Source organism: Fibrobacter sp. UWH5, assembly GCF_900142505.1.
Classification (GTDB): Bacteria; Fibrobacterota; Fibrobacteria; order Fibrobacterales; family Fibrobacteraceae; genus Fibrobacter.
Genome location: NZ_FRBB01000019.1, coordinates 36,753 through 50,117, shown reverse-complemented (window position 1 = coordinate 50,117; position 13,365 = coordinate 36,753). Strand labels below are relative to the sequence as shown.

At 49.2% G+C, this 13,365-nt stretch carries 12 protein-coding genes; 10 read left to right on the top strand and 2 right to left on the bottom strand.

Annotated elements, in window-relative coordinates; translation table 11 throughout:
• Position 1: 1 nt before the first annotated feature.
• From BUB38_RS13055 to BUB38_RS13035, 5 genes are read left to right on the top strand one after another with little or no spacing between them, the layout of a single operon-like run.
• Positions 2–1,087, top strand: coding sequence for a BMP family ABC transporter substrate-binding protein (locus BUB38_RS13055; RefSeq protein WP_073161182.1), 1,086 nt, complete (start codon positions 2–4; stop codon positions 1,085–1,087).
• Complete coding sequence (locus tag BUB38_RS13050; protein WP_083542185.1) at positions 1,080–2,171, top strand: BMP family ABC transporter substrate-binding protein; 1,092 nt, start codon at positions 1,080–1,082, stop codon at positions 2,169–2,171. The genes BUB38_RS13055 and BUB38_RS13050 overlap by 8 nt, the downstream gene beginning before the upstream one ends.
• Positions 2,161–4,791, top strand: coding sequence for an ATP-binding protein (locus BUB38_RS13045; RefSeq protein WP_083542183.1), 2,631 nt, complete (start codon positions 2,161–2,163; stop codon positions 4,789–4,791). The genes BUB38_RS13050 and BUB38_RS13045 overlap by 11 nt, the downstream gene beginning before the upstream one ends.
• Positions 4,792–4,803: 12 nt before the next feature.
• On the top strand, positions 4,804–5,346 hold the full coding sequence (locus BUB38_RS13040; RefSeq protein WP_073161179.1) for an NUDIX hydrolase: 543 nt from the start codon (positions 4,804–4,806) through the stop codon (positions 5,344–5,346).
• A gap of 20 nt (positions 5,347–5,366) precedes the next feature.
• Entirely contained in the window at positions 5,367–6,236 is an 870-nt protein-coding gene (locus BUB38_RS13035; protein WP_249269400.1) for a patatin-like phospholipase family protein, read from the top strand.
• Here the strand turns inward: BUB38_RS13035 and BUB38_RS13030 are convergent.
• The gene (locus BUB38_RS13030; RefSeq protein WP_083538273.1) at positions 6,233–7,132 is read right to left on the bottom strand and encodes a DMT family transporter; all 900 of its coding nucleotides are present in this window, start codon (positions 7,130–7,132) and stop codon (positions 6,233–6,235) included. The two genes, BUB38_RS13035 and BUB38_RS13030, sit on opposite strands and share 4 nt — an antisense overlap.
• 285 nt (positions 7,133–7,417) lie before the next feature.
• Between BUB38_RS13030 and BUB38_RS13025 the strand changes: the two genes are divergently transcribed.
• Positions 7,418–8,695: an O-acetylhomoserine aminocarboxypropyltransferase/cysteine synthase family protein gene (locus BUB38_RS13025; protein WP_073161178.1), complete on the top strand. Its 1,278-nt coding sequence runs from the start codon at positions 7,418–7,420 to the stop codon at positions 8,693–8,695.
• A gap of 317 nt (positions 8,696–9,012) precedes the next feature.
• Positions 9,013–9,870, top strand: a complete 858-nt coding sequence (locus BUB38_RS13020; protein WP_083542181.1) for a Fic family protein — start codon at positions 9,013–9,015, stop codon at positions 9,868–9,870.
• A gap of 57 nt (positions 9,871–9,927) precedes the next feature.
• Here BUB38_RS13020 and BUB38_RS13015 read toward each other — a convergent pair whose 3' ends face one another.
• Positions 9,928–11,463: an Rne/Rng family ribonuclease gene (locus tag BUB38_RS13015; protein ID WP_073161176.1), complete on the bottom strand. Its 1,536-nt coding sequence runs from the start codon at positions 11,461–11,463 to the stop codon at positions 9,928–9,930.
• A 359-nt stretch (positions 11,464–11,822) separates the two neighbouring features.
• On the opposite strand from BUB38_RS13015, the gene BUB38_RS13010 reads away from it, so the two are divergent.
• From BUB38_RS13010 to BUB38_RS13000, 3 genes are read left to right on the top strand one after another with little or no spacing between them, the layout of a single operon-like run.
• Positions 11,823–12,383, top strand: coding sequence for a hypothetical protein (locus tag BUB38_RS13010; protein ID WP_073161175.1), 561 nt, complete (start codon positions 11,823–11,825; stop codon positions 12,381–12,383).
• A gap of 26 nt (positions 12,384–12,409) precedes the next feature.
• The gene (locus tag BUB38_RS13005) at positions 12,410–12,607 is read left to right on the top strand and encodes a hypothetical protein (RefSeq protein WP_073161174.1); all 198 of its coding nucleotides are present in this window, start codon (positions 12,410–12,412) and stop codon (positions 12,605–12,607) included.
• 38 nt (positions 12,608–12,645) lie between these two features.
• Positions 12,646–13,365: a hypothetical protein gene (locus tag BUB38_RS13000; protein ID WP_073161173.1), complete on the top strand. Its 720-nt coding sequence runs from the start codon at positions 12,646–12,648 to the stop codon at positions 13,363–13,365.

The window sequence follows — 13,365 nt, the reverse complement described above, 5'->3', positions numbered from 1 at the left end:
AATGGTAGGCTTTGTATTTGGAAGTATCCTGATGATCATTGCCATCGGCATTTTGATGATGCAGGATAAGAAAGTTGAGACCAATGTGACTCTCCATCGTACGAAGGTGGCCGTAATCATGAACGGCTCGCGAAATGATCACAGCTGGAGCGAATCTCATTATGAGGCCATGGAGAAAGTTGCTGACAGGCTTAATCTGGAAGTGCTCTATTATGAGAATGTGTCCGAGGATTCCCTGACGGAACGCATTATGGAATCTGCCATAAAAAAAGGAGCTCGTATTGTTGTGGCCAATTCCTTCGGGTTTGGAAAAACTGTAATGCGGATGGCCGAGAAATATCCTGAAGTCAAATTTATACATGCGTCAGGTATCGATTATAAATCTAACGTATCTACTTTCTTTGGACGAATTTACCAGATGCGTTATTTGTCGGGAATCGTGGCAGGTCTTACTACGAAGACGAACGAAATTGGTTATGTGGCTGCATTTGATATTTCTGAAGTGAATCGTGGAATAAACGCCTTTGCGCTGGGAGTCGCCAAAGTGAACCCCGAAGCGAAGGTTTTTGTGGGTTGGAGTCATTCCTGGGAAGACTCTGCCTTGGCTGCGGATGCGACTAATGACTTGATTAATAAGCATAATATAGACGTGTTGACGGTCCATGTGGATGCCCTGAGCCCTTACGATATTGCAGAACATCGGAATATTCGGATGATTGGGTATAACCTGGATAATGGAAACCGTTTCCCGAGAACGTTTATGACAGCCCCGGTATGGCGCTGGGAGAATTATTACTCTCCCAAGATCATGGCTATCTTGCAGGACAAGTTTGTTGGCGATCATGCCTGGCTTGGTGTTGATAGCGATATTATTGGCCTGGCTCCAATGACGGCTCTTGTTCCGGATTCCGCAAGGAAAATCGTTGACGTAGAATTCGAACGTTTGAAATCTGGCGCCTACGATGTCTTTTATGGCCCCATTGAAGATAACCATGGAGATGTTCGCGTAAATGATGGTGAAAGCATGACCGATGTGGATATGCTTGAACATTTTGACTGGTATGTGAAAGGGGTGGTGAATGAATAAATTGTTATGGACAATTCCCCTTGTCTGCATCATCCTGACAACGGTCATTATTTCGTCGATTTTGTCTTTTGGTAGCGAAAAGGAGACTCCTGAATCAGTGATAGGAGTCATTATGCCCGGCCGCGTGAATGAATTGGGCTGGAACGGCATTCATTACAAGGGTATTGCGGAAGCCGCCGAAAATTTGGGCGTAAAAGTTTTGCTGGTTGAAAATGCTCGTGAGAACTCGGGACTTTGTGCAGCTGCAATTGATAGCCTTGTTGAGGCTGGCGCAAAGATGGTTATTCTTGGCAGCTACAATTATCCGCAGGAAGTCCTGTCAACTATACGTAAATATCCCAAGGTGATGTTCTTCTCTTACCTGTCCATGTCGGATGAAGAAAATTACAAGGTTTATTTTGCGAGAGTTTATCAGGCCAGGTTCCTTTCCGGAATTGTTGCCGGCCTGTCTACGAAGAACAACAAGATTGGCTATGTGGCAGCCATGAATAATAATGAAGTGAATCGTGGAATAAATGCCTTTGCGCTGGGCGTTGCCAAGGTAAATCCCGAAGCAAAGATTTTTGTTTCGTGGACGGGTGCCTGGGATGATGAGGATATTGAAAAGGATAATGTGAATCGTCTGGTGAATGGTGCAGGCGTTGACCTGGTGGCATATCATCAAAATCAGGATTGGGTTCTGAAGGAAGCCGAAGTGATGGGCGTGATGTCCATCGGTTATAATTTGGACTCTTCTTCCTATTCGCCTAATGTGCTGACATCTGTCTCGACGAATTGGGAAATTGTCTACAAGTCCATCATCCAGGATTACTTTCAGAAAAAGCAAAGTCTGTCTAATTATTGGATTGGCATAGAAAATGATGCAGTAGGGTTGTCTTTTTATTCTTCTCTCGTAAGTGATTCTGTCAAGAACGTCTTGAACGAGACTGTTCTCCAGATGAAAAGTGGGATGGATGTTTTTTCCGGTCCGATTTATGACAATAAGAAGAAAAGGCGTTGTGCCAAGGATGAAATTGTCAGCGATCAAATTTTACGTGATAGTATGGATTGGTTTGTGAAGGGGGTGGTCATTTATGAAGACTAGTATTCGATTGAGGATGATCCTTTGGATGGTGGCGTTTGCCTCTGTCCTGTGTCTTGTGGCCGGTTTGCTGCGTTTTAGACTGGATAGCCTTTTTTATGGATATGTTTCAAGCCAGGTATCAAAGCAGGCTGCCATCATGGCTGAACTCGTGGATGAACGGGTGAGCGTCCAGCTTGAATTCCTGTCGGGAATTTCTAGGGAAATGGAAAAGGATAGTTCAAGAATGTCCGTAATCCTGGAAAGCTACCGAAAGGAAAATGGGATTTCCTATGGAGTGTTGAATCTAAAGGGAAAGCTTATTGTGGGTGATACGTCAGTAACGGTTTCGCCTGCCGATTTTTCAAGCATCGCCCAGTCATTTCGAGGGAATGAGGCTGTCAGCTATAGCGAGGGCAAGGGCTTCCTTTTTAGCGTTCCCATATACCATGGTAGAAACGTTCGTTATGTCCTTTATAAAATCTATAGCGAGTCTGAAGTTCTTCGCTATTTCGACAATCGCTGTTATGATGGGGAATGCTATTCTTCGATTCGTAATGCCGATGATCAGGTGATTGTGGGTTCGGCCAATAACCCGCTTTCTGAAAATCCGATTTGGCAGAACGGAAACTTTGATCCCATTCGCGTTCAGCTGAAAAAACTTCTGAATGTTTCTATTGCCGCAGCCGTACGCGAAGATGTGGGCGGAAAGGGTTACTTCTTCTTTATGGCGGACTTGAAGCAACCTGGTCTTTCTCTTGTTGGCATGGTTCCCGAATCGGTTGCCGCAAAGGGTGTTGAAGATATTACCCTCCTGATTTTCTGGGTTTTCGGAATTTTGCTGCTCTTGTTCCTTATCGGCTTTGGCTTCATATTTGTGTCGGAACGTAAGGCGGAAGAAAATGTGACCTTGAGAGAAGCGAAGGTCCTGGCAGAAAAGGCAAGCCTGGCCAAGAGTCAGTTCCTGGCTAACATGAGCCATGAAATTCGTACTCCGATTAACGGAATTCTGGGTATGGATACAATGTTGCTGAAGGAATGCAAGGATCCGACCTTGAAGGAATATGCCCTAAATATTCAGAGTGCGGGCCATACGCTGCTTTCGATTATTAACGACATCCTGGATATTTCCAAAATTGAATCGGGCCGCATGGAAATCGTTCCTGTTGAATATGACTTGTTCTCTGTGCTCAATGAATGCCGTAACATGGTGTCTATGCGCGCCAACGAAAAGTCGTTGGATCTTCGTGTAGAAGTGGATAAGTCCATGCCATCGGGCTTGATGGGTGATGAAGTCCGTGTGCGTCAGATTATCAATAACCTGTTGTCGAATGCGGTCAAGTATACTCCCAGTGGAAGCGTAATCTTGAGAGTGTCTTACGAACGGAACAATATGGGTTCGCAGTTGGGTTCTCCGGATCTCCGTACCATCAATTTGGTGATTGCCGTTCAGGATACTGGTATTGGAATTCGCAATGAGGATGTCGACAAGTTGTTTGTGACGTTCCAGCGCCTAGAAGAAAAGCGTAACCGCAATATCGAAGGAACGGGCCTTGGCTTGAATCTGACTAAGCGTCTTGTTGACTTGATGGGTGGCGACATCCAGGTGGAAAGTGAATATGGAAAGGGTTCTACGTTTATCGTGGCGATTCCGCAGATTGTGAAGCGTAGCGAACCTATTGGTGATTTTAATGAACGTTGCAACAAGGCAGTGACGGTTGATATTTCCCGTAACCGCTTTAGGGCTCCTCACGCCAATATCCTGGTGGTTGATGACGTTCCCATGAATCTTCGTGTGATGAGTGGCCTCTTGAAGGATACGCAGGTGCAGATCGATACTGCACTCAACGGAATGGAAGCTCTGGAAAAAATCAAGCGTAAACATTACGATGTCATATTCCTTGACCATATGATGCCTGTAATGGATGGTATGGAAACGGTTTCGCTGATGCATACCCTTTCTGGACATCCGAACGAGAGTACGCCTGTAATCATGCTGACCGCCAATGCCGATAAGCATGCCCGCGATCTGTATTTGCAGGCGGGATTCTCTGATTATCTGTCAAAGCCGATTCGCGAAGCGGATTTGCTGGGTGTCTTGCTGGACTATCTGCCGTCTGACCTTCTCGTGATGGTTGACCAGCCTAAGCCTGTTGCGGAACCCAAGTCGTTGGATGACCTGTATCAGACTCCTGTAGTTTCTGTGCCTCTTGCAAATAAGGAAAAAACTCAGCCGGAAGAAAAGTCTCCAAGATATGGAAAGGCTTTGAATATTTCCAAGGATCTGGTGGATCTTTCTGCAACGGGTTTTGTGGATGTAGAAATCGGTCTAGGCTATTGCATGAATGATGAAACGTTCTATCGCGAAATGCTGACCGAATTTGTGAAGACCAATAAGGAATCTGAATTGAATGCGTCCTTGAAGGATGGCGATTTCGAATCCTATAGAATTTGCGTTCACTCCCTGAAGAGTACTTCCTTGACTATTGGCGCAGTGGAATTTTCGAGCCGTGCCAAGGCCATGGAATTTGCCTGCAAGGATGGGCATTTTGACTATGTGCAGATGCATCATGACGCGCTGATGGCCGAATATCGTAACTTCTTGAAAGTCCTTACGGATTTTGCCAAGGATCATCGGGCATGATGAGGTAATAAAATGACTGAAGAACAGATTGATGTGTTGAATCCGGATGGAACTTTCGCTGGCTATTCCCGTGGCCGTACTGAAGTACACGAGAAGGGCCTTTGGCACAGAACGGTGCATATCTGGGCTTTTGACAAGAGCGGCCGTATTCTGTTTCAGCTGCGCGCCGCTGTAAAGGAAAACAATCCGGGGCTTCTGGATACCAGTTGCGCAGGCCATATTTCTGCGGGCGATAGTAGCTGTAATGCCGCTGTCCGTGAATTGCGGGAAGAGTTGGGCGTTACGAAAACCGCCGAAGAACTGGAGTACCTTTTCGAGTCTGGACATGAGAGCGTGCTGAACGGTGGCTCCTATCTGGACAATGAATATTACGACACCTACAAGATTGTCCTGTCTGATGAAGAGGCCGCTAGCCTTGTTCCCCAGCCTGGCGAAGTGGACGATTTTGTATGGATGACCCGCGAAGAATTTTTTGCGAAGCATAAGCTGAATCCCGAAAAGTTCGTAGACCATCCCAAGGATTATGCCTGGCTGGAAAGCAACTTGGTGCTCTAACATACTGAAGGAACGATTATATGGCAATGTTTAAGGATGTAGCTCTGGTTCTTGAAGGTGGCGGCATGCGTGGCGCCTATTCTGGCGGCGTGTTGGATATTCTGTTGGATCACGGGATTAAGTTTGGCGGTTATGCAGGAACCTCTGCCGGCGCCACCCATATCTGCAGTTTTCTGTCGGAACAGCGCGAACGCAATATGCGCATCGATACGGTCCATTCCAAGGATCCGCGGTATAGCGGTTTCAAGTATCTGTTGAAGGGCGAAGACTTTTTCCCGAGAGAGTTCTGCTACGTTACCATTCCCCGCGAGATTGACATCTTTGACTATGCCAAGTTCGAAGAGAATGCCCATATTTCCGATTTTTATTCTGTCTGCACGAACCTGGAAACGGGCGAAGGCGAATACCTTCTGACCCAGGATGTGGACAAGGGCGACGGTCTTGAATGTGTTCGCGCTTCGGCATCCTTGCCGCTGGTCAGTAAGATTGTGGAACTCCGCGGTAAAAAACTTCTGGATGGCGGCATTGCCGACAGCATCCCCTTCCAGTTCATGGATAGCAAGGGTTTCAAGAAGCAGGTGGTCATCTTGACTCAACAGGAAGGTTATGTCAAGAAGCCCAATTCCATGATCCCGCTGTTCAAGCTGATGTACCGCAAGTATCCGAAGTTCGTTGCCGCGGCTGCTACTCGCCATATCCGCTACAACCAGGCGCTGGCCACCTTAAAGCAGTGGGAAGGTGAAGGCAAGTCCTTTGTGTTCCGCCCCAGCGAACCGTTCCAGATCAGCCGTATCGAAAAGGATACCGAAAAGCTGAAGGAACTTTACAAGATGGGCCTGCGGGATGGCGAGCGCTTGATTCCCGCTCTCAAGAAGTTCCTGGAAGGTTAGCGTTTATATTCCGCTAAAATCATCCCAGTTATAATGGCGACCGCCCCTGCGATTGCCACGGGAGAAATGTATTCCCCGATGGTAATGACCGCCGTGATCATGGTAATGAGGGGAATGGCGAAAATGTAGTTGCTGGCGAGAACCGTCCCCAGTTTCATCATCACCTTGTTCCATATCAGGTAGCCGAACAGGTTGCTGAAAATGCAGAGACATAAAAAGTTTCCGATGACCACGGGTTCCCGGAACGCCTCCCATGGGATGTTGTGAGTTTGCCCGAATAGGGTTGAACCCGGGATTCCTATGCAGTCAAGAATCATCAGCGGCAGGGACGTAAGTACCCCGTAAAAGAAAATCTTTCGAATGGCGAAACTGGTGCTGTACTTTTCGCGGGTCTTCTGGGTGCTGAAGGCGTAGAATACCCAGGACACGGCGGCACCGAATGCCAACAGGTCGCCGACAGGTGAAAGCTTCAGGATGAATTTCCCGTTCAGAACCACCAGCGCGGCACCCAGGAAGGTGACGATACTTCCAAAAATCTGGCGCCGGTTCAGACGCTCCGCCTTGTAGAGCAGGCCGCCAACAATCATGATCATCAGGGGGTTGGTACACACGATCAGCGACACGTTGCTGCTTGGTGAAAGCGACAGTGCGGTGTTTTCTGCCCAGAAGTAAGTGGTGCAGCCGGTAAAACCTCCCAATAAAAATTTGAGCTCATCTTTCCAGCAGTCAGAAAAGAACTTCTTGTGGTTGGCGATCAAAAGCATCAGGTAGGTTGTCGCAAATCGTATAAAGAAAATCTGGATGGGGGAAAAGCCGTGCTCGATCAGAACCTTGGTGCTGACGAAGCTGGTACCCCAGAAAATCATGGTGACAATTGCGAGTAGGTGCCAAATCATGACTTCAAAGATAGAAATTCTGTTTTTGGTTTGATAAGCATACGGGAAACGCAAATTTTAAAGAGAATGTTAAATGTTATAGTTTTTATTTATTGCCGCTTATAATTAAAACCTTATAGCAGGGGGAAGATCTTGCAGGATTGTTTTATATGGCGGGTGTTTATATTGTGTTGGCTATAGGAACTAGCTATATTTGGAGCATCAATCTGCGGTTTAACCCCGCGTGCATCAGATTGCACGGCAGGTGGCCGAAGCGATTAGTGCATTTAACATAAAGAGGAAAATATGGCAAATCTCGAAACATTGTGTGTTCAGGCCGGTTGGACCCCCAAGAAGGGCGAACCCCGCGTGCTCCCCATCTACCAGAGCACCACTTTCAAGTACGACACTTCCGCCCAGATGGCTGACTTGTTCGACCTGAAGGAATCCGGCTACTTCTACACCCGTCTCCAGAACCCCACCAACGACGCTGTTGCCTCCAAGATCGCTCAGCTGGAAGGTGGCGTAGGTGCCATGCTCACCTCTTCCGGTCAGGCTGCAAACTTCTACGCCGTGTTCAACATCTGCGAAGCCGGTGACCACTTCATTTCTACTTCCGCAATCTACGGCGGTACCAGCAACCTCTTCAGCGTTACCATGAAGAAGCTGGGCATCGAATGCACCTTCATCGACCAGGATGCTTCCGACGAAGAAATCGAGAAGGCTTTCCGCCCCAACACCAAGTGCGTCTTCGGTGAAACTGTGGCTAACCCCGCCGGCAAGATTCTTGACCTGCAGCGCTTCGCCAACTTGGCTCACAAGCACGGCGTGCCTCTGATCATCGACAACACTTTCCCCACCCCGATTCTCTGCCGCCCCTTCGAATTCGGCGCAGACATCGTGACCCACTCTACCACCAAGTACATGGACGGTCATGCCATGGCTGTGGGTGGTGTTGTGGTTGACAGCGGTAACTTCGACTGGGAAGCCCAGCACGACAAGTTCAAGGGCCTCACCGAACCGGATCCGTCTTACCACGGCCTGACTTACACCAAGTCCTTCGGCAAGCTCTGCTACATCACCAAGGCTACCGTGCAGCTCATGCGCGACCTGGGTTCCATCCAGTCTCCCCAGAATGCTTTCCTCCTGAATGTGGGCCTGGAAACTCTGTTCCTCCGTATGCCCCGTCACTGCGAAAACGCTCTGGCCTGCGCCAAGTACCTGAAGAACCATCCGAAGGTCGCTTGGGTGGACTACGCCGGTCTCGAAGACAATGCTTCCTACGCCCTGGCCCAGAAGCAGTTCAAGGGCGGTCTGCCCTGCGGCGTGCTCACCTTCGGTATCAAGGGTGGCCGCGACAAGTCCATCCAGTTCATGGATGCCCTGAAGCTGATCTGCATCGTGACCCATGTGGCCGACGCCCGTAGCTGCGTGCTGCACCCGGCAAGCCACACTCACCGTCAGCTTTCCGATGAACAGCTCATCGAAGCAGGCGTTGCACCTGACCTGATCCGCTTCAGCGTGGGTATCGAAAACGTGAACGATATCATCGCCGACTTGGAACAGGCTCTGGCACAGGTCTAGTTTAGATATCAGATACAAGATATGAGCGAATAGCGAAGTCTCATATCTGAAACCAGTATCTTGATTTTTGAAAAATCCGCGATGTCCTTCTGCGACAACGCGGTTTTTTCTTTTTCGTATCTCATCCCTCATATCCAATTCCGGCGCCAGATCCTTCGACTCCGCTCAGGATGACTCCCAAAACCGCTCACCACTCATCCCTCATATCTCATGCCTCACCGCTCATTCCCCTCTTGACTATCAATATCAAGGGATGTATATTATTCCTGTCGGTCTATATGACGTTGTATTTGTCTATGTATATGTCGGGGTAAATTATGTATCGTCCGTCCTTAAAGTTGAGCATGGAGATTGTGAATCTGGCTATCGAGATTTCCGTTTTGGCGACCCGATGCGAGGCCTGGCTGGAAGGCCGTCAGGGGCATCGCGGCTTTGACTGCGGCGTCGGTAGAGACCTCTGCGATGAACCCTTTCAGGGGGATTACGACGTGTTTTCGCTGTCGGATTTTTTGCGGGCCCATGCCGACTTGGCGGGGGCGAACCAGCCTGACGGGGGATCTTTCAGGACGGGGAACGGCTGCGTTTTCAACGGCAAGATGTGTATCCACCTGGCGCCCCCTGCAAGCGAAGTGCCTTACATGATGCAGGAACTTTTCCAGTGGCTCCAGAAAAGCGAGGACCACCTGCTGATCAGGGCCTGCATTTTCCATTACGCCCTGGATTACATCCGCCCCTTCAAGGATGGCAATGGCCGCATGGGATTGCTCTGGCAATCGTTGCTCCTGAAGAAGCTGAGTCCCGTTCTTTCGAACCTAACCCGGGAACATTGGGACGAAGATCAGCAACGTCGCTACTATTTTGCCTTTGTGAAGGCCATAAAGGCAGGCGAGGCGGGCCCCTTTGTGGAGTTCCTTTTGCAGGGAATCCTGGATTTGCTTAAAAACATTGCAGAATCCCTTAAAGAAAAGGGGGATGATGCCGCAAGTGTGGAACTTTCTATCCGACAGAACAAAATTTTGGATTATCTGCGAGAAAAAACGCTGACTGTTGAGCAGATTGCCAAGAAGTTGAAAGTTTCGTCGAGAACTGTAGAACGGGAAATGTCTAAATTACAGCAAATGGGTGTTGTTTACCGCGAGGGTTCCGACAAAACAGGCTCCTGGCGGGTACGTTAAAAAGGACCTCGGATGAATCCGAGGCCCTTTCTATTTCGTTAGATTGTTTTAGACAAATTAAGCGAAGTTGTACAGGTCTGTAATATCTTCGTTGTTCTTGTCGTACATCCAGAACTGGTTGATGTGGGCATGTTCGTCTTCCACCAGGTTGATCTTCATGCCGTGCTTGTACTCCAGATAGTTGTACATGCGGTTCAGGTCCTTGCACATCACGTCGATAACGAAGGGGCTGACCACCAGAGTCACTTCGCGGAGCTTGCCCTTGGCCTTGGCGCGAGCCATCCAACGGTCAATCATGCCGAGAGTGCTTTCCAGGGTAGCGATACGGCCACCACCGCAGCAGACCGGGCATACCTGAGTCTTTTCGGTCATCAGGTTCACGCGGACGCGCTTACGGGTCACTTCCATCAGGCCGAACTGGCTAATGGGGGCGGGGGTGATGGGAGCCTTGTCGCGACGGATTGCCTTGCGGAATTCCTGGTAGACGGTCTCGTTGTCGGCTTCGGTTTCCATATCGATGAAGTCGATAATGATCAGGCCGCCCACGTCGCGGAGACGGAGCTGCTTTGCAATTTCGTGGCAAGCATCGATGTTGGTTTCCAGGATAATCTTACCCTGGTCCTTGCCGTGGACTTTGGGACCGGTATTCACGTCGATGGACACCAGTGCTTCGGTCTGCTCGATGACCAGGTTGCCACCGCGGGGCAGCGGGACCTGGCGCTGGAGAGAGCGTGCATAGTCGTTTTCGATCTTGAAGTATTCGAACAGGCTTTCGTTGCTGCTCCACAGCTTCACCTTGTCCAGCTTGTCCGGAGACAGAACCTTCAGGTAGTCGCGGAGGGCGAAGTATTCGTCGCGGTTGTCGATATACACGTAGTCGGTGTTATCGCCAAAGTATTCGCGGACGGTCTGTTCGATGGAATCAGATTCTTCGTAGATGCAGGTTTCGGCAGGCTGGTTTTCGAAGTTGTACTTCGTCTGTTCCCACTTGCTTTCCAGTTCACGCATCTGCTTGTTGATTTCGAATTCGGATTCGTTCAAGCCGTTGGTACGTACGATATAGCCCACATCGCGACCCTTCAGGCGGCGGACCACCTTCTTGAATTCGCGGCGCTTGGCCGGATCACGTTCACGCTTGGACACACCGATAAAGTTGGTACCCGGCATGCAGACCAGGAAACGGCCGGCAAAGCTGAGATGGGTGGTCAGACGGGCACCCTTGGTGCTGATGGGTTCCTTAACCACCTGGACCATGATTTCCTGGCCTTCGTGGAGGATTTCATCAATAGGCACTTCCTTGGAGGAACCGCCTTCGTCATCATCGTCACCGTATTCGCGACGAAGCAGTTCGTTGCGATCGACGGCGTCTTCCTGATGGAGGAAGCCGGCCTTCTCCAGGCCGATGTCAATGAACGCAGCCTTCAGTGCCGGAAGCACCTTCTGGACCACGCCCTTATAAATATTGCCCAGAACTCGATTAGAAGAAACGCCTTCCACTACCAATTCGACGAGTTCACCGTCTTCCATGATAGCGATACGCTTTTCATAAGGCGTCTTGCTAATCAAAATCCCGCGCTTACACTTATTTGCCATTAAAACTCCTAAAAGTTCGACAAAACTTGATAGACACGATAATAGATTTTGGCCCCAAGACCGGTCCAAAAGTATGGGCCCTGTCCGAGCCCCGCGCGCTTCTTGACGGAAAGTACCGACTGCCTGCCAACGCGAGACCTGGGGACCATAAATATATAATATGATTTTTATGCGGGGGAAGCCTCCCCCTCGCTCAAGCCCTTTTTAAGGTCTTTTGCTACCCCCTCTGCGGGGGCACGCCCCCGCAACGCCCCCAACCGTTGACAAATTGTACAACATATTTTTCAGCCAGCGCATCAAAAAAGTTTCGCCAAAGTCTATATTCTAACCGTAAGGAATTTGGGAAACCAGGAGGCTCTATGTCCATCAGGAAACATTGGGGAAAAATCACCTTGAGTATCGCCGCCAGCTTCTGGGCCGGCTGTAACGATAGCGGCACCGAGGCGGAATACATCCAAGGTGGCGAAAACATCTGTACAAACGAGCAAAATGAAGAATGTGGCGGTGGTGCTGTCATCGCACTCTACGGCGTCGCCCCCACTTATGACATCAGCTCCAGCAGCATAACCGGTGACTGCACCGAAGGTAACTGCGCAGAGTCTTCCTCCGGCATGGGAGAATCCTCTTCCAGCGTCAATAGCGAATATCCCTACGTGCTCTATTCCGATCCCTCGGTACACTGCAAGGACAGCACCGTATACGTTCCGTCTCCATGCGAAAACGCCTCCAAAAGCTACGCATCCACTGATGAAAACGCCCCTCTGTACGGCATCGTTCCCATCGTCTGCAATACACCGAGCCGTTACGATCCCATTTTCAAGTGCGACAACGGCGATTCCCTCCCCGCATACCGTTACAAGGAAAAGGACGGCATCATCTACACCAACAAAGAGTACGATGAACTATTCGGCTCCAACTAAGCCAATAATTTAGTAGATTGCCCTGCATGGCCCTGCTCCTCACCATCATTTTCTTCGCCTGGTTTATCAGCAATATTGTCCGCGGCAACATTTCTCACCAGGGCAGTGATTACCATTTCAGGGAGCACCCCATACCGTTCATCATCATCCAGATTTTCCTTCTAGGCTTCGGTCTCTTCTGCTTGAACCGTTTTCTGAGTGAGATCGGGATTCACGTCTTCTAGATTTTAATATCTTTCGTCTCCAGGAAGAAGAAAAATCTATGTCTGACCAGATCAACTTAAAAGACGAACTTTACCTAAAAGATTATGCCGGCAAGATTCACAATTTACCGTTGGGTGAACTGTACGAAGTTTTGGGTGTCGTCAAGAAGGATTCCTCTGACGAACGAGTCAAGATCGTAATGGATCGGATCCATGAGTTAGAGGCGGAAATTCAGACGAACAAGTCTAACAAAAAAAAGAAAGTAAAGGTAAAGCCCGTCAAGGCGGCAAGGGAAGATTCTGCAAATAGGGAATCGCCGGTAAAGCTTTTCATCCGCAAGCTTTTCTGGATTTCTCTCATGGCCGTATTCGTTGTTTCGAGAGTGCAGGACGTCGCCCATAAAATTCTTGATGGTTCGTTTGATGTTACCGAATGCGGAATCACCTTTACCATGGATATTCTTCCGTTTTTTTGCTTTGGTATCGGGTACAAGATCGCCCGGCGTTTTACCATGGCCAAGAAGAAGAAGTTCCATCTTGGAGTCGCCTTTTTCCTGATGGGGAAGGCTGTTCTGGGAATCTGTCTTGACGTCTATCTTGGTGTCGTCTGCCAGTTTTACGATGAGAAGGCGTCCTACGTATCTGTCATCGTTCTTGCGGCGGCCTTGCTTTTTACGGTCAACATGTTCCGCAGGAAGGTCAAGGACAAGTTTGCGACAAACGGCATGTTGCCTATGGCCATTGCCCTGTTGGCGGAACAGCAAATCTGGATGATGTAA

Excerpts from the sequence above, each read along its gene's own strand:
- BUB38_RS13055 (WP_073161182.1), top strand. The coding sequence starts at position 2 with ATGGTAGGCTTTGTATTTGGAAGTATCCTGATGATCATTGCCATCGGC.
- BUB38_RS13050 (WP_083542185.1), top strand. The coding sequence starts at position 1,080 with ATGAATAAATTGTTATGGACAATTCCCCTTGTCTGCATCATCCTGACA.
- BUB38_RS13045 (WP_083542183.1), top strand. The coding sequence starts at position 2,161 with ATGAAGACTAGTATTCGATTGAGGATGATCCTTTGGATGGTGGCGTTT.
- BUB38_RS13040 (WP_073161179.1), top strand. The coding sequence starts at position 4,804 with ATGACTGAAGAACAGATTGATGTGTTGAATCCGGATGGAACTTTCGCT.
- BUB38_RS13035 (WP_249269400.1), top strand. The coding sequence starts at position 5,367 with ATGGCAATGTTTAAGGATGTAGCTCTGGTTCTTGAAGGTGGCGGCATG.
- BUB38_RS13030 (WP_083538273.1), bottom strand. The coding sequence starts at position 7,132 with ATGATTTGGCACCTACTCGCAATTGTCACCATGATTTTCTGGGGTACC.
- BUB38_RS13025 (WP_073161178.1), top strand. The coding sequence starts at position 7,418 with ATGGCAAATCTCGAAACATTGTGTGTTCAGGCCGGTTGGACCCCCAAG.
- BUB38_RS13020 (WP_083542181.1), top strand. The coding sequence starts at position 9,013 with ATGTATCGTCCGTCCTTAAAGTTGAGCATGGAGATTGTGAATCTGGCT.
- BUB38_RS13015 (WP_073161176.1), bottom strand. The coding sequence starts at position 11,463 with ATGGCAAATAAGTGTAAGCGCGGGATTTTGATTAGCAAGACGCCTTAT.
- BUB38_RS13010 (WP_073161175.1), top strand. The coding sequence starts at position 11,823 with ATGTCCATCAGGAAACATTGGGGAAAAATCACCTTGAGTATCGCCGCC.
- BUB38_RS13005 (WP_073161174.1), top strand. The coding sequence starts at position 12,410 with ATGGCCCTGCTCCTCACCATCATTTTCTTCGCCTGGTTTATCAGCAAT.
- BUB38_RS13000 (WP_073161173.1), top strand. The coding sequence starts at position 12,646 with ATGTCTGACCAGATCAACTTAAAAGACGAACTTTACCTAAAAGATTAT.